This is a genomic window from Enterovirga sp., assembly GCF_035325185.1.
GTDB lineage: Bacteria > Pseudomonadota > Alphaproteobacteria > Rhizobiales > Beijerinckiaceae > Enterovirga.
Genome location: NZ_DAOLAJ010000001.1, coordinates 60,162 through 82,270, shown reverse-complemented (window position 1 = coordinate 82,270; position 22,109 = coordinate 60,162). Strand labels below are relative to the sequence as shown.

The window sequence follows — 22,109 nt, the reverse complement described above, 5'->3', positions numbered from 1 at the left end:
CCGAGGCAAGGCCGGGACAGCGCCGCTCACAGGAAAGGATCGCATGCGACCGGCCTTCCTTCCGCTGTCGTGTCCCCCTGTCATCCCCGGCGCGCTGAAGGCGCGGGAAGGGGATCCAGAGCCGCCTGCGAGCCCTCCTGGATCCCCTTCCCCTCCGCTTCGCTCCGGCCGGGGAGACTCCTCCCGTCGCATGAGTGGACAGGAATGGCGAACCGCTCCGCCCTACATCACCGTGACGCGGGTCCCGACGCGGACGCGGCGATAGAGGTCGATCACGTCGTCGTTGGTCATGCGGATGCAGCCTGAGGAGACGGCCTGGCCGATCGTCTCCGGCTCGTTCGAGCCGTGGATGCGATAGAGCGAGGAGCCGAGATAGAGGGCGCGCGCGCCGAGCGGATTGGCGATCCCGCCGGACATGTAGCGGGGCAGGTCGGGGCGGCGCTTGATCATCTGGGCTGGAGGCGTCCAGCTCGGCCATTCGGCCTTGCGGGTGATCGTCTTGGTGCCCGACCATTCGAAGCCGGGCCGGCCGACGCCGACCGGATATTCGATCGCCTGCCCGCGGGCGGTCACGTAATAGAGGCGGCGCGCGCGGGTCGAGATCACGATCATGCCCGGCGCATATTGCGGCGAGAAGGAGACGAGCTGACGCGAGGACGGGGCCGCCTGCGGGCGGGTGTCGCCGAGATACGGCATCGTCTCCGGCGTCATCGGATCGTACCAATATTGGGCCGAGGCAGGCTGGGAACAGGCAAAGGACAGGGCGAGGCCGGCAAGGCCGAGAGACAGGACGCGCATCTTCGATGACCCCCGTTTTCGAGGCCGGACGGCCTCGCTTATAGAGGCAGAACGCAATGGCCACGCTTGGGTTTCAGGAAAAGCGGCAATTCTTCGGCCGCGCGCCGCCCGGCACGCGCGAAGGTTAATGCGTGAGGGCGATCACCGAGAGCTGGCGGCCGTAATCGGGCTCGCCGCGATGGGTGGTGCGCCGGTAGCTGAAGAAGCGCTCTTCGTCGGAATAGGTGCAGAGCCCGATATTCTCCACCTCGCCGATCCCCGTCCCCTCGAGCCGCGCGACGATATAGGAGGGCAGGTCGAACATGGCGTGCCCCTCGCGCGCGGCCGGGGCGAAGAAGCCCTCGTTGGCGGGATCGGCGCCGAGGAAGCGCGCCTTGAATTCCGGCCCGACCTCGTAGGCGTCCGGCCCGATCGTCGGGCCGAGCACGGCGACGATCGCCTCGCGCTCGGCGCCGAGCGCCACCATCGCATCGACCGTCGCCTCGAGCACGCCGCCGAGCGCCCCGCCCCAGCCGGCATGGCAGGCCCCGACGACGCCCGAGGCATGGTCGGCGAAGAGAACCGGGCCGCAATCGGCCGTGAGGATCGCGAGGGCGAGATGGGGCGTCCGGGTCACCATGCCGTCGGCGCGCGGGCGCGCCTCGCGGGTCCAGGGTGCGGTCGCGGTGACGATCGTGGCCGAGTGGATCTGGTGGAGGCTGACGAGGTTCTCGGGCTCGACGCCGATCTGCTCCGCCATGAGGGCGCGGTTCCTCGCGACATGCGCGGGATCGTCGCCCGACCCGAAGCCGCCGTTCAGCGAGGCATAGATGCCTTCCGACACGCCGCCCCGGCGGGTGAAGAAGGCGTGGCGGACATTCGGGAAGGAGGAGAGCTCGGGCGCTTCGATCAGCATCCGCCTTCTCTAGCCCGCCCGGAGGGACGCGTCACCCGGCGGGAAGCCGGGCAGGGGGCCGAGGCGCGGATCGGAGATGGCGAGAACCTTGAACAATTCGCCCATCTCCTTCGGGCCGGTGAGGCGGGCGAGGGCGGCGGCGACGGCGCGGGAGGTGGTCTCGTCCCGTCCGCGGGCGAGGGCGACGGCGCGCTCGCGGATGCCGAGCGCGGCGAGGAACTCGCCTTGCCCGACCGGCCCCTGCGCGGCGGCGCCCGCACGCCGGGCGATCCGGGCGAGAGCGCCGAAGCGGACATGGGCGGTGAGGTCGGCCTCGCCCGGATCGGCGAGCGGATCGGCGAAGCCGTGGCGGCGGACGGCCTGGAAGCTGTCGCCCAACTCGCCCTCCCGCGGGCCGTAATCGACGAAAAGCGCCGCCCCGCCCGAGGCGGCGAGGCGCCGGGCGAGACTGTCCGCGAGGGATCGCGCGGCAGGGCAGATTTCCAGGAGGTCGCCGGGACGCCCGGCCGTCCCGTCGAGATCGGAGGTCGTGTGCGGAGCGAGGCCGAAGGCGAGGCCGGTCTCAGACAGGCCGACGAGCCGCTCGTGCCATCCGCCCTCGCCGCGCACGAACTGGCGGATCGGCAGGGCGTCCAGGAACTCGTTGGCGAGGAGGAGAAGAGGGCCGCCGGGCAGGTCCCCGGCGCTCTCGTGCCAGGCGACCGCGTGGCGGGCGAGCACCGCGCGCTGGTGGGCCCGCAGGGCGGGGCTCGTCTCGACGAGATGGACGGCGCAGGAATCGAGGAAGCCGGGCAGGCGCCCGGCCGCGCGCAGGGCATCCGCCATCAGCGTGCCTCGCCCCGGACCCAGCTCGGCGAGGATGAAGGGGGCCGGGCGGCCCATCATGTCCCAGATTGCCGCGGCCCACAGGCCGAGCAATTCGCCGAACATCTGGCTGATCTCGGGCGCGGTGATGAAATCCCCGGCGGCCCCGAGAGGATCGCGCGTCACGTAATAGCCGTGGACCGGATGGCCGAGGGCGAGCGCCATGTAGCGGTCGATGCCGATCGGGCCCTCGCTCGCGATCAGGTTCTCGATCTCGCGCCGGAGCGCGCTCACGCGGGCGTCGCCGGCCCGGCGCGGTCCAGGCGGCGGGTCCAGCCGCGCCGCGCCGCGAGGACGAGGAGCAGGCCGGCCAGCACCATCGGCAGGGAGAGAACCTGCCCCATGGTGATGCCGCCGAGGCCGGACAGGGCGCCCCCGAACAGGAAGCCGAGTTGCTCGTCCGGCTCGCGGAAATATTCGCAGCAGATGCGGGCGATGCCGTAGCCGATGGCGAAGAGCCCGGCGAGCAGCCCGGGCCGGCGGAAGCCGAGCCAGCGCGCGGCGATTCCCATGAGCGTCAGCAGCACGAGCCCTTCGGCGAAAGCCTCGTAAATCTGGCTCGGATGGCGCGGCTCGGGCCCGGCGGCGGGGAAGACGACGGCCCAGGGGACGTCCGGCGCGGGCCGTCCCCAAAGCTCTCCGTTGACGAAATTGGCGAGGCGGCCGGTGAAGAGGCCGAGCGGCGCGACGACCGCCCCGAGATCGAACAGGGAGAGCAGGTTGAGCCCGCGCGAGCGCGCGAAAAACGTCATCGCGAGGATCACGCCGAGAAAGCCGCCGTGGAACGACATGCCGCCGCGCCAGATGGTCAGGATCTCCAGGGGGTCGGCGAGATAGCTCTCCAGGTTGTAGAAGAGCACGTAGCCGATGCGCCCGCCGAGCACGATGCCGAGCGCCGCCCAGATGATGAGGTCGTCCATGTCGAGGAGGGTCGGGCGCCTGACGTCGCCCCAGAGCGCCTCCCGCGCGACCAGCCGGCGCGAATACCACCAGCCGCCGACGATGCCGGCCACATAGGCCAGCGCATACCAGCGGATGGCGAAGGGCCCGACCTCGATCGCGATCGGGTCGATATAGGGGAAGGGGATGGCGAGAAGAGGCATGGGGGGTCTGGAGGCTGCGGCGCGGCGCCCGTGTCGGCCCATGGCCGGGATGCGTCAACCCTGGCGGTCGCGGCCATTGCGCCGCAGGCCCACCTCCCGCATGGAGGAAAAACCAACCGGAGCCGACATCATGCCCGCCAAACGCCTTCTCGACGACGTCGCGCGTCTCGTCACCGATGCCGCCGGCGCGGCGCAGGGTGTCCGGCGCGAGGTCGAAACCGCCGCCCGCAGCCAGGTCGAGCGCCTGCTGCGCGACATGGATGTCGCCACGCGCGAGGAGGTCGAGATCCTGCGCGAGATGGTGCTCGCGCTGCGCGAGGAAAATAAACGGCTCGCTAACCGTGTTTCCGCGCTCGAGCAGGGGGAGCGGCCGCCGAATCCAGGTGAAGGAGCGTAGAATAGAGGCCGAAAGGATCGACGCCCCGATCTCTGGCAATCGTGTTGCAATTCTACACTAGGCGGCTTTGTCCGCCTCGGGCATTTTCCGTCGCGTTGGGGCTGGCGGTGGACGAAACAAAAGATGCTTCATTTCAGGCGCAGGCTCGAAGAGCCGCGCCGTTTGGGAAGCACGGTCGACACGAATAACAACAGGGCAAGGCGAAAGGGCGGGTCGAAAGGTCCGCCCTTTTTCCGTCCCGGCCCGCTGTCAGGCGACCCCGGCGCGCAGCAGGTCGAGCACGTGCACGATGCCGACCGGGCGCCCGCCCTCGACTACGACGAGGGTGGAGATCTTGCGGCTCTCGACGATTTCGAGCGCCTCGCCGAGGAGCGTGTCCGGCTCGATGGTGGTCGGGCGCCGCGTCATCACCGCATCGACGGACTTGCCCACGAGCCCCGGCCCCATGTGGCGGCGCAGGTCGCCGTCGGTGACGATGCCGGCGAGCTCGCCGCTCCCGTCCGTCACCACGACGCAGCCGAATCCCTTCTCGGACTGCACGACGAGAGCCTCGGCCATTTGCGTGCCGAGAGGAACCACGGGCAGGCGCTCGCCCCGATGCATGATGCTGGAGACCTGCTTCAGCTCGGCGCCCAGCTTGCCGCCGGGGTGATAGGCGTGGAAATCGAGCGCCGAGAAACCCTTGTCCTCGAGCAGCGCCACGGCGAGGGCGTCGCCGAGGGCCAGCGTCATGGTGGTGGAGGTGGTCGGCGCCTGGTTGTTGGGACAGGCTTCGCGCGCACGCGGCAGGACGAGGCGGATATCGGCCTCGCGGGCGAGCGTCGATTCGCCGTTGGACGTCATCGCGATCAGGGCGACGCGATAGCGCTTGGCGTAGGAGACGATGTCGGCCAGCTCGCGCGTCTCGCCCGACCATGACAGCGCGATGACGACATCCTCGCGCTGGATCATGCCGAGATCGCCGTGGCTGGCCTCGCCCGGATGGACGTAATGGGCCGGCGTGCCCGTGGAGGCGAAGGTCGCGGCCATCTTGCGCCCGATATGGCCGGATTTCCCCATCCCGGTGACGACGACCCGCCCCTGCGCATCGGCAAGGAGCCGGACGGCGGCGGTGAAGCTGCGCCCGAGGTCGCCTTCGAGGGCCTCACGTAGGATGTCGAGGCCGTTGCGTTCCGTCTCGATGGTCCGCAGCGCGGATTCCACGGCGACGCGCCCGCCCCCGGTCTGGGGTCGTGGTCTGACGAGGCTGGTCATCGGCGGCGCTTAGCATGCCTGCCCCGGAACCGCGAGGCAACCTCGCTTACGGGCGGTTAACCAAGTCGGTTGTACCTCCGTTAACCATGCCGGGCCCCGTGCACGGCCAGGGGTGCGTGCCTGGTGCCTGTGAGACGCCATATCGGGTTCCTGCTGGCAGGAGCCGCCTTCGCGAGCCTCGCGCTCGCCGCGGCGGCCGCGCAGGCCCAGGACGGGAGCGCTGCGAGCGACCCCGCGGCGGACTCCGCTCCGGCTCCCTGGGGCCGGGCGGCGAGGAGCCCGAGGGCGGCGTTGCCCGGGCCTCCGGGCGAGGCCGGTGGCCTCCGCCAGGCGGGCGGCCTCCGCCCGGCTTTGGCGCCGGCGGGCCTCGCCGGGGCTTCTCCCGCTGCTCCGAACTATTCCGAGACGGGGTCGGCCCCGCGGCCGGGATTGCGGCCGCCGAAGACCCGGCGCGCCCGGCCTCCCGTCCAGACATTGGTGAAGGGGGATTTCCGCGCAACCATTGCCCCCTCGGGTATCGCCGCGGACGTCCAACCGGTGCAGGTCGGCGTGCCTGATCCCGCCCAGCCGCCATCCCCGCCGCCGCGGCGCAGGCGGGCCGAGGCCGAGGATCCCTATGCGCCTTTGGGGCTGCGGGTCGGGAACGTCGTCCTCACGCCCACTCTCGGCCAGTCCATCGGCTACGATACCAATCCGAACCGCCTCCAGACCAACCTGAAGCCTTCGGCTCTCTCCCTGACCGAGGCGGAACTCGGCATCCAGAGCGACTGGTCGCGCCACGAGCTGTCGGGCCAGCTCCGCGGCGCCTATAGCGAGTATTTCGACAATCCCGCGGCGCGGCGCCCGGAAGGAGCGGGCAATCTGCGGCTCCGGCTCGACGTGACGCGCGACACCGATGTCGAGATCGAGGGTCATTATATCATCGATACCCAGCGTCCCTCCTCGCCCGACCTCAATGCCCCCGTCGTCTCGCGCCCCGTGATCTATACGGAAGGGGGCTCGGTCGGCGTCACGCAGCGCTTCAATCGCCTGATCGCGACGATGCGCGGCACGATCGACCGCTACGACTACGAGAATGCGAAGCTGGCGGACGGCGGCGTGATCAACCAGGGCGACCGCAACATGACCCAGTACGGGTTGCGCGGCCGCCTCGGCTACGAAGTCCATCCCGGACTGGTCCCCTTCGTCGAGACCATCGTCGATACGCGCCAATACGACCAGAAGATCGACAATTCCGGCTATGCGCGCTCGTCGGACGGGGTCTCGGTCAGGGCCGGGACCCTCGTCGAGCTGTCCCGCCTCCTGACGGCCGAGATCGCGGCGGGCGCGGTCGTGCGGCACTACGAGGATCCGCGCCTGCGCACGCTCAACGCCCCGGTCGCGGATGCGACGCTGACCTATGCGATGACGCCCCTGACCACGATCCGGGGGACGCTGGTCTCGACGATCGACGAGACCACGGTGGCTGGCTCGTCGGGGGTCCGCAGCCTGCGGGGAGTGCTCGAAATCCGCCACGAACTGCGCCGGAACCTGACCCTCACGGCCGGGCTGCGGGCTTCCGACGCGGTCTATCAGGGCGTCGCCATCGACGAGAAGGGCTGGGGGGCGTTCCTGCGGGCCGACTACAAGCTCAACCGCCAGTTCGCCATCCGGGCGAGCTACGCATATGACGATCTGCACAGCACCTCGCCGGGATCGAGCTACCGTGCGAGCACCTTCCTGCTGGGCCTGCGCTTCACGCCCTGACCGGGCCGAGCCGCCGGGGGGCGGAATTCCCCACCCCCGGAGGGGTTTATGCCTTCAGATGGGCGAGGATCTCCTCCCTGAAGGCCGGGCCGAGATCTTCACGCTCCAGCGCGTAGGCGACATTCGCCATCAGGAAGCCGAGCTTGTTGCCGGTATCGTAGGTCCTGCCGCGATAGCGCATGCCGAAGAAGGACTGTGTCTCGGCGAGCCGCTTCATGGCGTCGGTGAGCTGGATCTCCCCGCCCGCCCCCTTCTCCTGCGCCGACAGGACGGAGAAGATCTCCGGCTGGAGGATGTAGCGCCCCGAGATGATGAGATTGGAGGGAGCGGTTCCCTTCGGGGGCTTCTCCACCATGCCCGTGATGTCGAAGGTCCGGCCGTAATCCCGGCCCACCGCGACGATGCCGTATTGATGGGTCTGGTCCTCCGGCACCTCCTCGACGGCGATGATGTTGCCGCCGTGCTCGGCATAGGCGTCGAGCATCTGCTTCATGCAGCCGCGGCTCAGCATGTCGGGAAGAAGGACGGCGAAGGGCTCGTCGCCGACGATCTCGCGGGCGCACCAGACGGCATGGCCGAGGCCGAGCGGGGCCTGCTGGCGGGTGAAGCTCGTCTGCCCCGCGCCGGGCAGATCGGCCGTAAGGCTCTCCAGCTCCCGGCTCTTGTTCCTGTCGGAGAGGGTTTTCTCGAGTTCGTAGGCGATATCGAAATGATCTTCGATCACGCCCTTGTTGCGGCCGGTCACGAAGACGAAATGCTCGATGCCGGCCTCGCGCGCCTCGTCCACGACATGCTGGATGACCGGCCGGTCGACGACTGTCAGCATCTCCTTCGGGATCGATTTCGTCGCCGGCAGGAACCGTGTGCCGAGCCCCGCGACGGGCAGGACCGCCTTGCGGATGCGCTTCATGGGCTGTCCGCTCCCTCATCTCTCAGTATGGGATTGCCGCGCCGGAAGGCGCCGGACGTCTGTCGGCTGCCGAATCGGAAAAGTCAAAGGACCTTCACTCTCCGTGAAGCCCCCTCCGGCATGAGGGGACGGCAGGATTCGAAAGCGAGGCGGCGATGACGGTTCTGGTGACGGGCGGGGCGGGCTATATCGGCAGCCATATGGTGCTGGCCCTGCACGACCGGGGCGAGCGGCCGGTCGTTCTCGACAATCTCTCGACCGGCTTCGCCTGGGCGGTCCCGGAAGGCGTCGAGCTGGTCGTCGGCGACATGGGCGATGCCGGCCTCGTCGGCGCGGTGATCGAGCGGCACGGAATCCGCGAGATCGCGCATTTCGCAGCCAAGATCGTCGTGCCCGATTCCGTCGCCGATCCGCTCGGCTACTACGAGAACAACACCTCGAAATCGCGCACGCTCCTCGAGACCGCGGTCCGGCACGGCGTCGAGCGGATGATCTTCTCCTCGACTGCGGCGGTCTATGGCGACGTCTCCGGGGAGCCGGTCGGCGAGACGACCTTGCCGGCGCCCGTCTCGCCCTACGGGCGCTCCAAGCTGATGACCGAGTGGATGCTCGCCGACACCTCGGTCGCCCATGGCCTGCGCTACGTCGCGCTGCGCTATTTCAACGTGGCCGGCGCCGATCCTGGCGGCCGGGTCGGCCAGTCGACGCCCGCCGCGACCCATCTCATCAAGGTCGCCGCGCAGGCGGCGCTCGGCCAGCGGCCGAGGCTCGACGTATACGGCACCGATTATCCGACGCGCGACGGCTCGTGCCTGCGCGACTACATCCATGTCTCGGACCTTGCCGACGCGCATCTCGTCGCGCTCGACCATCTGCGCGGCGGGGGAGAGAGCCTGACGCTGAATTGCGGCTACGGGCGCGGCTATTCGGTGCTGGAGGTCATCGAGGTGATGAAGCGCGTCTCCGGCGTCGATTTCCCCGTCGCGCTCTCGCCGCGGCGTGCGGGCGATCCGGCAGCCATCGTGGCCCGCGCGGAGCGCATCCGCACAGAACTCGGCTGGACGCCGAAGCGCGACGATCTCGAAGGGATCGTGAGGTCTGCGCTCGACTGGGAAAAGCACTTGGCCATCAAGGGCGGGGTCTGAAGGCCGGCGGCCCGCGGTCAGCTCTCCTGGGACGCATCGTCCTCCGCTTGCAAGTCGCGGTCGAGTCGTTCGACGAGAAGTTGCAGACCTTCCGGGAGCGGCGATTGCAGCGTGTCGTGAAGAACCACGGCCAACTCGCTCCCGATCCGACCCAGCAGGATCGTCTCGCAGGGGGAGCCGAGCATCGTGCCCCCATAATCCAGCATTTTGTTCAGGGTCCGCATTCAGACACAACTTGCGAGGCGAATTGAAGTTTCGAGTCGTCCGGCACCTTTTTTCAAATAAAAGGTAGGCCGGCCGGAAAGGCGCCGCCGAAGAGAAAAAGGGCCCCGGAGGGCCCTTTTCGCGGAGTGGCTCACTGGCAGGGATAGCGATAGCCGTTCGGGCCGACATAGGTGCCCGAGACCGGATCGAATCCCGGATAGCGGCTGGCGCAATAGCTCACCCAATGCGGGTCCCGTCCGTAGACGTTGCCGACCGGAACGGGGCCGGGAGGCGGGCCGTAGGCCGGGTAGACGGGCGGCGGCGGCGGGGCTGGCTGCGCCGCGAGGCCGCCGATGAGCGCCCCGGCTGCGAGGCCGCCGATCACGCCGGCCGCGACGGCGCCGCCGTTATTATACCTGTAGCCGGGCCGATAGTACCGGGGGCCGTAGACGGGGCGGTAGCCTGGACGGTAGCCCGGCCAGTACTGCGCATAAGCCTCGCCGGGATAGGCGCCGGCCTGGGCCGCGGCGAGCGCCGGGCCGGTCGCGGAGACGGGGGCCGCCATGGCGGGCAGCGTCAGCGCCGCGAGGCCGAGGGCGGTGGCACCGACCAGGGCGCGGAAGGTCGAGTCCATGATGTCCTTTCCAGTTTCGTCGCCGGCCCGAAGGCCGATTCCCCGCATCTTCGCCGAAGGCGGCTGAAACAAGGCTGAACGCTATTCAGCCGGGGCGGGGCTCGCGGCCGCGGGGCCTGCCGTCCCGCTCGGCTCCCCTCCCGTGCGCAGCCTCTCGAAGGTCAGGTAGACGACGGGCGTGATGAAGAGCGTCAGGAGTTGCGACATCAGGAGGCCGCCCACCACGGCATAGCCGAGCGGCTGGCGCAGCTCGGCCCCCGCCCCGACCCCGAGCGCGATCGGGAGCGCGCCCAGCACCGCTGCGGCCGTCGTCATCATGATCGGCCGGAAGCGCAGGATCGCGGCCTGGACGATCGCCTCCTTGGGCTCCATGCCCTCGCGCCGCTTCTCGATGGCGAAATCGACCATCATGATCGCGTTCTTCTTCACGATGCCGATCAGCATCACGATGCCGATCAGCGCGATCACCGACAGGTCCATTCCGGCGAGCTTCAGCGTGAGGAGGGCGCCGATCCCGGCCGAGGGCAGGCCCGACAGGATCGTCAGCGGATGGATGAAGCTCTCGTAGAGGATGCCCAGCACGATGTAGATCACCAGCACCGCCGCGAAGAGCAGGAGCCCCTGGTTCGCCAGCGCCTGCTGGAAGAGCTGGGCCGTGCCCTGGAAGCTCGTCTGGAAGCTCGGCGGCAGGCCGATGTCGCGGGCCGCCTGCTCGATCCCCGCCACCGCCTGGGAGAGCGAGGTGCCGGGGACGAGGTTGAAGGAGATCGTCACCGAGGGAAGCTGGGCGAGATGGTTGACCATCAGCGCCGTCGGCTGCTCCTTGAGGGTCGCGACGGTGTCGAGCGGGATGACCGCGCCCGAGGGCGTGCGGACGGCGAGCTTGCGCAGGACCTCGCGGGTGTCGAAATATTTCTCGTCGGCTTCGAGGATCACCTGGTAGGTGTCCTCCGGCGCGTAGATGGTCGAGACCTGCCGCACCCCGAAGGCCGAATAGAACTGGTCGCGCACCTGGTCGACCGTGATCCCGAGCCGGGCGGCGAAGTCGCGGTTGATGTCGATATAGGCCGCGCGGGCCCGCATCTGGAGGTCGGAATTGACGTCGACGATGCCGGGGACCTTCGTCATCCGCTCCTCGAGGAGCGGGGCGAAGCGGCGCAGCCCGTCGAGATCGATCGATTGCAGGGTGTATTGGTACTGCGCGCGGGTCAGCAGCGCGCCCACGTTGATCGAGACCACCGGCTGCATGAAGATCTGGATGCCGGGCACCTGCACGGCGGCCCGGCGCAGGCGCGCGATGACGGCCGTGATGTCGTCGCGGCGCGCGGGCTTCTCGCGCAGCGTCATGAACATGCGCCCGGAATTCTGCGTCGCGGTCGGCCCGCCGCCCCCGACCGTCGACATGACGGTGACGACGTCGGGATCGCGCTTCATGACCTCGGCCAGCGCCTTCTGGCGCTCCACCATGGATTCGAAGGAGGAATCGTCCGGGCCGACCGTCGCCGAGGTGATCATCCCGATATCCTCGGTCGGGAAGAAGCCCTTCGGGATGTCGCGGTAGAGGACATAGGTGACCGCGAAGGTCGCGAGCGTGATCGCGAGCATCAGCGAGGGCACCGCGACCGCCTTGCGCAAGGCCCAGCCGTAGCTGCGCGTCAGCCAGGAGAAGAACGCCTCGAAGCCGCGCAGGACGAAATTGTGCCGGTGCTCGCGGTCGTGGGGCTTCAGCATCCGCGCGCAGAGCATGGGCGTCAGCGTCAGGGAGACGATGCCGGAGATCAGGATCGCCATCGAGATGACGAGGCCGAATTCGGTGAACATGCGCCCGACCACCCCGCCCATGAACAGGACGGGGATGAACACCGCGACCAGCGACAGCGTCATCGAGATGATGGTGAACCCGACCTCGCGCGAGCCGACGAGAGCAGCCGGATAGGGCAGCTCCCCGTTCTCGATATGCCGCATGATGTTCTCGAGCATCACGATGGCGTCGTCGACGACGAAGCCGACCGAGAGCGTCAGCGCGAGGAGCGAGATGTTGTCGATGGAATGGCCGAAGAGATACATCCCCGCGAAGGTGCCGAGGATGGAGATCGGGAGCGCGATGGCGGGGATGATCGTGGCCCGCACCGAGCGGAGGAACAGGTAGATCACCCCGATCACGAGCAGCATCGACAGGAAGAGGGTGAACTCGACATCCGCGATGGCGTGGCGGATCGGGACCGAGCGGTCGTTGAGCACGTGGATGGTGACGCCCGCCGGCAGATCGTCGCGGATCGGATCGAGCAGGGCGCGGGCGCGGTCGACCACCTCGACCGTGTTGGCGTCGGGCTGGCGCTGCACGGCGAGGATGATGGCCCGCTTGCCGTTGAGCCAGCTCGCCACCTTCTCGTTCTCGACCCCGTCGACCGCGGTCGCGACGTCCGCGACGCGGACCGGCGCGCCGTTCTGCCAGGCGACGACCACGGGCATGTATTGCGCCGCCCGCCGGATCGGCCCGGTCGCCTCGATGATCGAGCTCTGGGCGCCCTGGTCCACCGCGCCCACGGGCTTGGAGGAATTGGCGCTGGCGAGCGCCTGCTGCATGTCGGCGAGGCTGAGGCCGCGCGCCTGGAGCTGGTTCAGGTCCGCCTTGACGCGGACGGCGTATTTCTGCGTCCCGTAGATCAGCACCTGCGCGACGCCGGGAAGCGTCGAGAGGCGCGGCACGATCGCGGTCTGGGCGAAGCGGTCCACATCCGACAGGCGCACATGGTCGGAGGAGAGGGCGAGGAACAGGATCGGCTGGTCGGCCGGGTTGACCTTGCGGAAGCTCGGCGGGGTCAGCATCTCGACCGGCAGGCGGCGCTGGGCGGTCGAGATCGCCGATTGCACGTCGAGGGCGGCCCCGTCGATCGAGCGGTTGAGGTCGAATTGCAGGACGATCGAGCTTTGGCCCAGCACCGAGGTCGAGGTCATCGAGGAGACCCCGGCGATGGTCGAGAACTGGCGCTCGAGGATCGAGGCGACCGAGGCCGCCATCGTCTCGGGGCTCGCGCCCGGAAGCTGGGCCGAGACCTGGATCGTCGGGAAATCGACGCGCGGCACCGCCGCGACCGGCAATTGCCGGTAGCCGAACAGCCCGGCCGCCACGAAGGCCGCCATCACGAGGATCGTCATGACGGGGCGGCGGATGCAGGTTTCGGAGAGCATCCGGGCCTCCCTCAGCCGCGGCGCGGGGAGGCGGAGGCGTCCTCCTCCTTGGCCGCGCCCGCGCGAGGCTGCACGCGCACCGCGGCCCCGTCGACGAGGCGAAGCTGCCCGTCGACGACCACGTGCTCGCCGCCGGTGAGGCCCGCGCCGATCACAGCCGTGGTCCCGGTCGTGCGCGAGACGGTGACGGGAGTGAGGACGGCGCGGCTCTCGTCCTTCACCACGAAGACATAGGCGCCGCGCTGGCCGATCTGGACCGCCGCGGCGGGGATCGAGACCGCGTTCGGCTCGATGCCGAGCGTCGCCTGCACGGCGACGAAGGCGCCGGGCCAGAGGCGCTCGTCGGCATTGGTCATCTCGGCCTTGGCGAGCACGGTTCCGGTCGCGAGGTCCACCGTGTTCTCGACGAAGGAGACGATGCCCGGCACCGTGAAGGAGCCGACGCGCGCGGCGATGGCGACCTTGCCTGCCGCGAGGGCGCCGCGCAGATCGGCGAAGAGCGATTGCGGCACCGCGAAGGAGACATAGATCGGATCGACCTGGTTGACGGTCGTGATCGCCTGGGCGTCCGCCATCCGCACCTGCGTGCCGACCTTGAGGGGGATCGAGCCGATCCGGCCCGAGATCGGGGCGCGGATCTCGGTATAGGAGAGGAGCGTCGCGAGGTTGTCGCGATTGGCGCGGTCGGCCGCGAGCTGGGCCGCCTGCACCTTCACCAGCGTCGCGGCGGTGTCGCGAGCGACTTCCGTGCCGATCCTGCGCCCGAGCAGTTCCTCGGCCCTGCCGAAGTCGCGCTTGGCCTGTTCGAGCTGGGCGCGGTCCTTCTCGACGACGGCATCGGCCTGGGCGAGCTGGGCGCGCAGGGCCCGGTCGTCGAGGCGCACCATCAGGTCGCCCTCCTTGACGCGGGCACCTTCCCGCACCTCGATCGAGGCGATCTGGCTGTCGAGGCGCGGCTTGATCTGGATCGACGCGATCGGCTGGACCGTGCCGATCGCATCGACCGTCACCGGGACGGGGCCGCGGGCCGCGACCGCGGTCACGACCGGCAGGATCGGCGCCAGGGCGGGCCGGACGGGCGCCCCGGACGCCTCGCCCGCGAGGAAGGGGCCGACCACCGGCACGGTCCGAGCGAGATGGCGGGCCTCCTCGGCCTTCCACCAGAGAAGCGCGGCCGCTGCGGCCGGCAGGGCGAGAAGGAGAATGCGCCTCATGCCGTGCCCGCCGCCTTGCGGAGGCCGGCTTCGGCAGCGATCTCGTCCATCGTGGCCTGTGTGCAGCCGATACAGGCAAATACGCGCGATGCCGCCTCCAGGAGGCGCTGGCGCCGCTCGCCCCGCCGGCCGGTCGCGATGTCGTTCATGCAGGGAAACCGGAATTCGGCTTCAAGGCATAGAGCTTCGCAGTTTCGTTGTCGATTGGCGAAGAGGCCGCATCGACTATTGGCGGATGAGGCCCGGGCAGGTGTCAGGATGCAGGGACGGGCACGAGGACGGGTTTCCTGAGGCGCCGGGTTTTCGCGCGGATGGCGATCGGGCGGTGCAGGCGCTTCGTCGCCTCCACCAGGTGCAGACCGGGGAAGGGCAGGGCGAGGCGGCGGCCGATCCCCTCCCAGGTCGCTGCGCTGCGCAGGACGAGCCGGTTGGCGAGGGGGGGGATGTAGAGCGCCTCGCGCCAGGCGCTGGCCTCGAGCTGCGTGCCGTGCAGCAGCCCGCGGATCTGCTTGCGGCTGAAGGGTTGGCCGTGGCCGAAGGGCGTCGAATCCATGCGCGCCCACAGCCCCCGCCGATTCGGGCAGACGAGAATGACGCGGCCGGTCGGGGTGAGGACGCGCGCGATCTCGTCCAGAAGCTCGGCGGGATCGCGCGCGGTCTCCATCGCATGGACCACGAGCACGCGGTCGATCGAGGCGTCGGGGAGCGGCATGACGAGGGGGTCGGCCATGGCGGAGGCCGAAAGGCGCGGATCGGGCCAGTGACGGACGCCCTGGCCCGGGGGCATGAAGGCCAGCCTGCGCTCGCAAGCCTCCCCGACCTGCGCGAGATAGGGCACCGCATAGCCGATCCCCAGGAGCCTCTGGCCGCGCAGGTCGTCCGCCCAGGTCTCGCCGATCACGCGGCCGACGAGGCGGCCGGCCGCCATCCCGAGGGGGCTGTCATAGAACCGCATCAGCTCGACGATATCGACGCTCATTCCCCTGACGCCACTTCCCGCATGTCTCGCCCGCCCGGGGCGAGGTTTCCATGACGGCCGCCGGCATGATAGCCAGCCGCTGCACACGAAGAAGTTAGGTCATGCCGGCTGAAATTCACGTCTTCCGCTGCCTCGATGACAATATCGGCGCCCTGATCCACGATCCGCAGAGCGGCGCCTGCGCCGCGATCGACGCGCCCGAGGAGCGGGCCGTGCTCGAAGCGTTGGGGAAGACGGGCTGGACCCTCACCGATATCCTCGTGACGCATCGTCACGCCGACCATGTCCAGGGCATTCCCGGATTGAAGGCGCGCCTCGGCTGCCGGGTCGTCGCGCCCGCGAAGGCGCAGGCCGAGCTTCCCTTCGCCGATGTCTACGTGCGCGAGGGCGACAGCGTGCTCGTCGGCGAGCTGAACGGCCATGTCTGGGAGACGCCGGGCCATTGCCGGGACCATCTCGCCTATTGGTTCGCGGCCGATCGGGCGCTTTTTGCGGGAGACACGCTGTTCACGCTCGGCTGCGGGCGGGTGATGGAATCGAGCTATGCCGAGATGTGGCATTCGCTCCAGCGCCTCGCGGCCCTCCCGGACGAGGCGCGGGTCTATTCCGGCCACGACTACGTCCTGTCCAATGCCCGCTTCGCCCTCGCCGCGGACCCGGACAACGAGGCGCTGAAGGCGCGCGCCGCCGAGGCGCAGCGCGCGAAGGAGGAAGGGCGCTTCCTCGTGCCCTCGACCATCGGGGAGGAGAAGGCGACGAATCCCTTCCTGCGCGCCGGCGAGCCCGCCCTCGCCAGGGCCGTGAAGAAGCCCGGCGGCAATGCCGAGGCCGTGTTCCAGGCGCTCCGCGAATGGAAGAACGATTTCCGCTGATCCCCGGCCCCCTCCCGGGACGCGTGGCCGCATGACGGTCGAGCAGATCCTGGCCCTCGAGCGGCGCCTCGTGAATGCGTGGCCCGCCTTCGAGATCGAGCTGGCGGAAGGGTGGCTGCTGCGCTTCGCGGAGGGCTATTCCAAGCGCGCCAATGCCGCGACGCCGATCGTGCCCGGCGCGCGGCTCGATGCGGATCTCGTCGAGGCGATCGCCGCGAGCTATGCAGCGCGCGACATGCCCGTCTGCTTCCGGCTGACGGGCGTCGAGGCCGAGGGGGCGGCCAAGCTGCTCGCGGCCTGCGGCCTCGTCGAGCACGAGGCGTCGCTCGGGCTCCTCGCGCCCCTCGACATCGCCCTGGCCGTCGATCCCTCCATCACGCTCGCCCCCGCGCCGACCGCCCGCTGGACGGCCGCGGCGGCCGCCGCCTATGGCGGGGAGAAGGCGAATGCCGACAGGCTGTCCCGCATTCTCGCGCGCATCCGTCAGCCAGCCGCCTATGCGACGCTCAACCTCGACGGCGAGGAGGCGGCCTGGGGCTTCGCGGTGGCCGAGCGCGGCTATGCGGGCCTCTACGACATCGTGGTCGCGCCGGAGCTGCGCGGCCTCGGCCTCGGCCGCCGGCTCGTCGCGGGCCTGCTGGGCTGGGGCCACGCGGCGGGGGCGCGCCGAGCCTATCTCCAGATGCGCGAGGAGAACGAGGTGGCTTTCGCGCTCTACCGCTCGCTCGGCTTCGACCTCGCCTATCGCTACACGCATTTCGTCGTGGGCGGGGGACGGCGAAGCGAGGGGAGCGCGGCGGCGAGCGCCCCGGCCACGGTCAGCACGCAGGCGAGCGCCAGCGACCAGGACGGCTCGGCATAGCCGGCCGCGACCAGCACCAGGGTCGAGGCGACCGGAATGCCGTAGGAGCCGACCCCGAGCAGCCGGATGTCGCCGCGCTTCATGCCGATATCCCAGAGGAAGAAGGCGGCCCCGACCGGTCCCGCCCCGCCCGCGACGAGCGCCAGCCATTGGCCGGCGCTGGGCGAGACCGTGGTCTCGAAGGCGAGGTGGCAGAGGAGCCCGAGCAGCGCCGTTGCGAAGCAGAAGCCCGTGACCGCGTCGGTCGGCACGGCGGCTTCCCGCCGCGACAGGACGGAATAGCCCGCCCAGACGAAGGCCGCGGCGAAGGCGCAGGCATAGCCCGCGATGTCCTGCGGCCGCGCCTGGAGGGCGCCGCGCCCCGCCACCAGCACCGCGACGCCGCAGAAGCCGAGGAGGCAGCCCAGGAGATGGGCCGGCCGGAGCCGCTCGCCGGGGAGCGCGGCCGAGAACAGCACGATGAGGAGCGGCCACAGATAGTTGATCAGCCCCGCCTCGGCGGGCGGGGCGAGCTTGAGCGCGGCGAAATAGAGCGCATGATAGCCGAACAGCCCCCCGGTCCCGATCAGCCAGACCCGCAGGGGCTGGCGCAGGGCGCGCGCGGCTCCCGGCCGCCAGGTCCAGGTGAGGAGGCCGGAGAGGGCCCCGATCGCGAAGGTGGTCGCGAGGACCTGGAAGGGGGGCACGGGGCCCGTCGCGACGGTCAGCAGCGCCAGCAGCGACCACAGGGCCGCGGCCCCGAAGCCGAGGAGCGTCGCGGCGCTGGAGGACATCGTGCCGGACGATTGGGCGCCGGAAGACATGGTGCTGGAGGACATGGGCGGCGCTTCTGGCCCCCTCCGGGCTCGGAGTCGAGCCCCGGCTCACGTCGTCGCAGGAGGCGCTTAGACGTTGCTTTCACCGATGCCGTGAATAAGGGTCTGGCCTCTTCCCATGGCGTCCATGCTTTTCCTTTCTTCCCGCCCGGCGCCCCGCAGCGCCCGAATCCCCGCCGGAGCGGTCCGGTGACCCGCCGCGGCCGGCGGGCGGTCGTCATCGCGACCTCGGGGGCCGTGCTCGCCCTGGCGCTCGGGCTCGTGCTCTATGCCATGCGGGGCACGATCGTGTTCTTCCGCTCGCCCTCCGAGATCGTGGCGGCGCCGAAGCCCGGTGCGCGGGTGCGCCTCGGCGGCCTCGTCGAGGCCGGCTCCCTCGCGCGCGGGCCGGACCAGCAGGTCGATTTCGCCGTGACCGACGGGGCCGCGAGCGTGAAGGTGCGTTACCGGGGGCTCCTGCCCGACCTCTTCCGGGAAGGGCAGGGCGTGGTGGCGGAGGGCGCGCTTGATTCCGCCGGTCTCTTCGTCGCGACGACCGTCCTCGCCCGCCATGACGAGACCTACATGCCGCGCGAGGTGGTGGATGCCCTGAAGGCGCAGGGGCACTGGCAGGAGGGCTCGGGCAAGCCCGGCTCCGGCCGGCCGGGCGCCGCGGCGGCCTCGCCGCGCCAGACGAGCCAGCGGTAGGCGCCGATGCTGATCGAGACCGGCCATTTCGCCCTCGCCCTCGGGCTCGGGGTGTCGCTCCTCCAGATGGCGCTGCCGCTCTGGGGCAATGCCACGCGCGACCGCGTGCTGATGGGGATCGCCGGACCGACGGCCTTGATGAGCTTCGCCCTGGTCGCTTTCTCCTTCGCGACCCTGACCATCGCGCATGTGACGAGCGATTTCTCGGTGCTCAACGTCGTCGAGCATTCGCACACCGCCAAGCCCCTGATCTACAAGATCTCCGGCGTCTGGGGGAACCACGAGGGCTCGATGCTCCTGTGGGTGACCATCCTCACCCTCTTCGGCGCCCTCGTCGCGCTGAACCGCCAGGGGGTGCCCTTCGCGCTCCGCTGCACCTCGCTCGCCGTGCAGGGGGCGATCACGGCCGCCTTCCAGATCTTCATCCTGACGACCTCGAATCCCTTCCGGCGCATCGACCCGCATCCGCTGCAGGGGCAGGATCTCAACCCGCTGCTCCAGGATATCGGCCTCGCGATCCACCCGCCGCTGCTCTATCTCGGCTATGTCGGCTTCTCGATGACCTTCGCCTTCGCGATGGCGGCGCTGATCGACGGGCGGCTCGACGCCGTCTGGGCGCGGGCCGTGCGGCCCTGGGCGCTGCTCGCCTGGTCCTTCCTGACCCTCGGCATCGCGATGGGCGCCTATTGGGCCTATTACGAACTGGGCTGGGGCGGGTTCTGGTTCTGGGACCCGGTCGAGAACGCCTCGCTCATGCCCTGGCTCGCCGGCACGGCCCTCATCCATTCCATCGTCGTCATGGAGAAGCGCGAGGCGCTGAAGGTCTGGACGGTGCTGCTCGCCATCCTCACCTTCTCGCTCTCGCTGCTCGGCACCTTCCTCGTGCGCTCGGGCGTCCTGACCTCGGTGCACAGCTTCGCGGTCGATCCCGGCCGCGGGGTCGCGATCCTGCTCATCCTGACCCTGTTCATCGGCGGCTCGCTCGCGGTCTTCGCCTGGCGTGCGCCGCTCCTGCGCCAGGGCGGGCTCTTCGCGCCGATCTCGCGCGAGGGGGCGCTCGTCCTGAACAACCTCATCCTGGCCTCGGCCTGCGCGACGGTCTTCATCGGCACGCTCTATCCGCTCGGCCTCGAGGCGCTGACGGGGGAGAAGATCTCGGTCGGCGCGCCCTATTACGACACCACCTTCATCCCGCTCGCGCTGCCCTTGCTCTTCCTGATTCCGGTCGGCCAGCGCCTCGCCTGGAAGCGCGGCGATCTCCTTGGTGCGGCGCAACGTCTCTTTCTGGCCTTCGCCCTGTCGCTCGCGGTCGCCCTGGCGCTCTTCGCCTTCAGTCGCGGCGGGCCGGTCCTCGCCCCCGTCGCGGTCCGCATCGGCCTCTTCGTGATCCTCGGCTCGGCAACGGAGATCTGGGTGCGGGCCGGCGGCGGCAGCCGCCCGGCGGCCATCGTCCTGCGCCGCGCGGCGGGGCTGCCGCGCTCGACCTGGGGAAGCGTGATCGCCCATGCCGGCATGGGCGTGACGTTGATCGGCCTCGCCGCGCAGGCCTGGAGCGGTGAGACGATTGCCGCCGTCCGGGTCGGCGACACGCTGACGGTCGGCCGCTACGAGGCGCGCCTCCTGGATTTGCGCGAGCGGGTGGGGCCGAACTATGTTGCGAAGGTCGCCCGGATCGAGGTGCGCCGGGGTGGCGCGGTGCTCGGCACCGTCGACAGCGAGAAGCGCAGCTTCCGGACGCGCGAGATGACGACGACCGAGGCGGGCCTCCTGACCGACTGGACGAGCCAGTTCTATGCCAGCTTCGGCGAGATCTACGAGGACGGCTCGATCGGCCTGCGCCTCTACGACAAGCCGCTTATCCTGCTCATCTTCATCGGCGCGCTGCTCGCGGCGGCCGGGGGGGCGCTCTGCCTGAGCGACCGGCGGCTGCGCATCGGCGCGCCCGCCCGCATGCGGCGGTCCGGCCTCGTCCCGGCGGAGTGATCGCGTCCGGCTGAGACGTGTCGCCGTCCCTGTCATCCCCGGCCGGGGATGACAGGGACGGCGCTTCGCCCGATCGCCTGTGCCCGTTGCATTGGCGACTGCGACGCGCGACGACATGGCGGGGGCAGGAGGACATCCGTGCCGATCAGCGCAGATCTTCGCGGCAGGACCGCGCTCGTGACGGGTGCCGCGACCGGCATCGGCTTCGCCACGGCGAGGCTTCTGGGCAGTTGCGGAGCGAGGGTTGCCCTCAACTACCTGCCCGGCGATCCCCGCGGCCCCGAGGCCGTGGTGACGCTCGCGGCGGAGGGCCTCGATATCGTCGCCGCCGAAGGCAATGCCTCGGCCGCCGGCTCATGCCAGGCCATGGTGCGGGCGGCCCTCGATCGGCTCGGCCGGCTCGACATCCTGGTCAACAATGCCGGCACGACCGGGACGGTCGAGCCGATTCCCTTCCCCGATCTCGACGCCATGACGGACGCGTTCTGGCTGGCGATCGTCGATACCAACCTCGTCGGCCCCTTCCGGTGCAGCCGGGAGGCCGCGCCGGCCCTGAGACAGGCCGGGGGCGCGATCGTGAATACCTGCTCCGTCGCGGGGCTCGGACGGCGCGGGTCGAGCATCGCCTATGCCGCCTCGAAGGCCGGCCTGATCAACCTCACCAAGAGCCTCGCGCGGGCGCTCGCGCCGCAGGTGCGCGTCAACGGCGTCGCGCCCGGCCTGATCGAGACGCCGCTCAACGCTGCCTGGCCTGAAAGCCGCTTCGCCATGACGCGGGAGCGCACGATCCTTGCCCGCACCGGCCGGCCGGAAGAGGTGGCCGAGGCCATCCTGTTCCTCGCCGCCGGCGCGAGCTACGTCACGGGCGAGGTCCTCGTGGTGGACGGGGGCTCGCAATAGCCGTGACGCCATCGTCGGGAAACATTGGCGATCCAGGGTCGAGGGCAAACTGGAGAATGCCCATGTCTCGCGCATGGCCCCGACTCGCTCTCTTCGCCTTCCTGGCCCTGCTCGTCTCCGGGCCGGCCCACGCCTATCGCTTCGGCACGGACGAGACGATCCACAAGATCGAGGACGTGAAGCTGAAAGGGGCCAAGGACGAGGATCTGTTCCTGGGCTACATGACGCGCATCCGCTATTTCCTGGCCGGCCTCTATGTCGAGGATGTCGGCTACGTGCTGGGCGTCGAGGGGGATTCCAAGCGATTCTACCACATGCCCGAGGGCGAGGAACTGAAGAGCTTCCAGCGCAGCGGATACCTGCCGGACCCGCTGCCGCCCTACAAGCTCTCGATCTTCGACTACATCATCGGCTATTCTCTCTGGTGGGCGCTCGCGATCGGGGCGTTTTTCGTCTGGTTCGGCAACCGCCGCAAGCGCGCCGCAGCTGCGGCCGCCGCGCCGGAGCCCCCTCCCGCCCCGGAAGCGGCCCCCGCGCCGGAGAAGCCCGGCGCGCCGCCTCCGTCCTCCTGAAAGTTGCCGAAGGCATCCCCGCCTTCGCGGCTGCTGGACGCCGCCACGGGCAAATGAGCCTCTGCCCGGCCGTGCAGGGTAGG

22 protein-coding genes are annotated in these 22,109 nt (G+C 70.0%); 9 read left to right on the top strand and 13 right to left on the bottom strand.

Annotated features, from left to right (window positions below):
• Window positions 1-222: 222 nt before the first annotated feature.
• The 4 genes from PKD06_RS00345 to lgt form a co-directional block, all read right to left on the bottom strand.
• Window positions 223-696 carry a L,D-transpeptidase gene (locus PKD06_RS00345; RefSeq protein WP_324376638.1) on the bottom strand — a complete coding sequence of 158 codons (474 nt, stop codon included), beginning with the start codon at window positions 694-696 and terminating at the stop codon, window positions 223-225.
• 226 nt (window positions 697-922) lie between these two features.
• Complete coding sequence (gene pgeF, locus PKD06_RS00340; RefSeq protein WP_324376590.1) at window positions 923-1,693, bottom strand: peptidoglycan editing factor PgeF; 771 nt, start codon at window positions 1,691-1,693, stop codon at window positions 923-925.
• 9 nt (window positions 1,694-1,702) lie between these two features.
• The gene (locus PKD06_RS00335; protein ID WP_324376588.1) at window positions 1,703-2,791 is read right to left on the bottom strand and encodes an SAM-dependent methyltransferase; all 1,089 of its coding nucleotides are present in this window, start codon (window positions 2,789-2,791) and stop codon (window positions 1,703-1,705) included.
• Window positions 2,788-3,660 carry a prolipoprotein diacylglyceryl transferase gene (gene lgt / locus PKD06_RS00330; protein WP_324376586.1) on the bottom strand — a complete coding sequence of 291 codons (873 nt, stop codon included), beginning with the start codon at window positions 3,658-3,660 and terminating at the stop codon, window positions 2,788-2,790. Before lgt ends, PKD06_RS00335 begins: the two co-directional genes overlap by 4 nt.
• Before the next feature lie 127 nt (window positions 3,661-3,787).
• Between lgt and PKD06_RS00325 the strand changes: the two genes are divergently transcribed.
• Window positions 3,788-4,057: an accessory factor UbiK family protein gene (locus PKD06_RS00325; RefSeq protein WP_324376636.1), complete on the top strand. Its 270-nt coding sequence runs from the start codon at window positions 3,788-3,790 to the stop codon at window positions 4,055-4,057.
• 249 nt (window positions 4,058-4,306) lie between these two features.
• Here the strand turns inward: PKD06_RS00325 and PKD06_RS00320 are convergent, their stop codons facing one another.
• Window positions 4,307-5,311 carry a KpsF/GutQ family sugar-phosphate isomerase gene (locus tag PKD06_RS00320; protein WP_324376584.1) on the bottom strand — a complete coding sequence of 335 codons (1,005 nt, stop codon included), beginning with the start codon at window positions 5,309-5,311 and terminating at the stop codon, window positions 4,307-4,309.
• 549 nt (window positions 5,312-5,860) lie between these two features.
• Here PKD06_RS00320 and PKD06_RS00315 point away from each other — a divergent pair.
• Window positions 5,861-7,057, top strand: coding sequence for an outer membrane beta-barrel protein (locus tag PKD06_RS00315; RefSeq protein ID WP_324376582.1), 1,197 nt, complete (start codon window positions 5,861-5,863; stop codon window positions 7,055-7,057).
• A 46-nt stretch (window positions 7,058-7,103) separates the two neighbouring features.
• On the opposite strand, the gene galU is transcribed toward PKD06_RS00315, so the two are convergent.
• Window positions 7,104-7,967 (bottom strand): UTP--glucose-1-phosphate uridylyltransferase GalU, encoded by an 864-nt coding sequence (gene galU, locus PKD06_RS00310; RefSeq protein ID WP_324376580.1) that lies wholly within the window; start codon window positions 7,965-7,967, stop codon window positions 7,104-7,106.
• A gap of 155 nt (window positions 7,968-8,122) precedes the next feature.
• Between galU and galE the strand changes: the two genes are divergently transcribed.
• Window positions 8,123-9,112, top strand: coding sequence for a UDP-glucose 4-epimerase GalE (galE, locus tag PKD06_RS00305; protein ID WP_324376578.1), 990 nt, complete (start codon window positions 8,123-8,125; stop codon window positions 9,110-9,112).
• Window positions 9,113-9,129: 17 nt separating this feature from the next.
• On the opposite strand, the gene PKD06_RS00300 is transcribed toward galE, so the two are convergent.
• The 6 genes from PKD06_RS00300 to PKD06_RS00275 all read right to left on the bottom strand — a co-directional run bounded on the left by PKD06_RS00300 (window position 9,130) and on the right by PKD06_RS00275 (window position 15,335).
• Window positions 9,130-9,318, bottom strand: a complete 189-nt coding sequence (locus PKD06_RS00300) for a hypothetical protein (RefSeq protein ID WP_324376576.1) — start codon at window positions 9,316-9,318, stop codon at window positions 9,130-9,132.
• 149 nt (window positions 9,319-9,467) lie between these two features.
• Window positions 9,468-9,950 carry a BA14K family protein gene (locus tag PKD06_RS00295; protein ID WP_324376574.1) on the bottom strand — a complete coding sequence of 161 codons (483 nt, stop codon included), beginning with the start codon at window positions 9,948-9,950 and terminating at the stop codon, window positions 9,468-9,470.
• Window positions 9,951-10,031: 81 nt separating this feature from the next.
• Window positions 10,032-13,142: an efflux RND transporter permease subunit gene (locus tag PKD06_RS00290; RefSeq protein WP_324376572.1), complete on the bottom strand. Its 3,111-nt coding sequence runs from the start codon at window positions 13,140-13,142 to the stop codon at window positions 10,032-10,034.
• A gap of 11 nt (window positions 13,143-13,153) precedes the next feature.
• Window positions 13,154-14,356 (bottom strand): efflux RND transporter periplasmic adaptor subunit, encoded by a 1,203-nt coding sequence (locus tag PKD06_RS00285; RefSeq protein WP_324376570.1) that lies wholly within the window; start codon window positions 14,354-14,356, stop codon window positions 13,154-13,156.
• Complete coding sequence (locus tag PKD06_RS00280) at window positions 14,353-14,505, bottom strand: TetR family transcriptional regulator (protein WP_324376568.1); 153 nt, start codon at window positions 14,503-14,505, stop codon at window positions 14,353-14,355. The genes PKD06_RS00285 and PKD06_RS00280 overlap by 4 nt, the downstream gene beginning before the upstream one ends.
• A gap of 104 nt (window positions 14,506-14,609) precedes the next feature.
• A complete protein-coding gene (locus PKD06_RS00275; protein ID WP_324376566.1) occupies window positions 14,610-15,335 on the bottom strand; it encodes a methyltransferase domain-containing protein in 726 nt (241 codons plus the stop codon).
• A gap of 101 nt (window positions 15,336-15,436) precedes the next feature.
• Between PKD06_RS00275 and gloB the strand changes: the two genes are divergently transcribed.
• On the top strand, window positions 15,437-16,207 hold the full coding sequence (gene gloB / locus PKD06_RS00270) for a hydroxyacylglutathione hydrolase (RefSeq protein WP_324376564.1): 771 nt from the start codon (window positions 15,437-15,439) through the stop codon (window positions 16,205-16,207).
• A 31-nt stretch (window positions 16,208-16,238) separates the two neighbouring features.
• The gene (locus PKD06_RS00265; protein WP_324376562.1) at window positions 16,239-17,069 is read left to right on the top strand and encodes a GNAT family N-acetyltransferase; all 831 of its coding nucleotides are present in this window, start codon (window positions 16,239-16,241) and stop codon (window positions 17,067-17,069) included.
• Here the strand turns inward: PKD06_RS00265 and PKD06_RS00260 are convergent.
• Window positions 16,955-17,842, bottom strand: coding sequence for an EamA family transporter (locus PKD06_RS00260; protein WP_324376634.1), 888 nt, complete (start codon window positions 17,840-17,842; stop codon window positions 16,955-16,957). The two genes, PKD06_RS00265 and PKD06_RS00260, sit on opposite strands and share 115 nt — an antisense overlap.
• Before the next feature lie 231 nt (window positions 17,843-18,073).
• Here PKD06_RS00260 and ccmE point away from each other — a divergent pair, with 231 nt between their 5' ends.
• From ccmE to PKD06_RS00240, 4 genes are all read left to right on the top strand, one after another.
• Entirely contained in the window at window positions 18,074-18,571 is a 498-nt protein-coding gene (gene ccmE / locus PKD06_RS00255) for a cytochrome c maturation protein CcmE (RefSeq protein WP_324376560.1), read from the top strand.
• Between the two features lie 6 nt (window positions 18,572-18,577).
• On the top strand, window positions 18,578-20,554 hold the full coding sequence (locus PKD06_RS00250; RefSeq protein ID WP_324376558.1) for a heme lyase CcmF/NrfE family subunit: 1,977 nt from the start codon (window positions 18,578-18,580) through the stop codon (window positions 20,552-20,554).
• A gap of 138 nt (window positions 20,555-20,692) precedes the next feature.
• The gene (locus PKD06_RS00245; RefSeq protein WP_324376556.1) at window positions 20,693-21,454 is read left to right on the top strand and encodes an SDR family oxidoreductase; all 762 of its coding nucleotides are present in this window, start codon (window positions 20,693-20,695) and stop codon (window positions 21,452-21,454) included.
• Window positions 21,455-21,516: 62 nt separating this feature from the next.
• Window positions 21,517-22,026: a hypothetical protein gene (locus PKD06_RS00240; RefSeq protein WP_324376554.1), complete on the top strand. Its 510-nt coding sequence runs from the start codon at window positions 21,517-21,519 to the stop codon at window positions 22,024-22,026.
• Window positions 22,027-22,109: the final 83 nt, after the last annotated feature.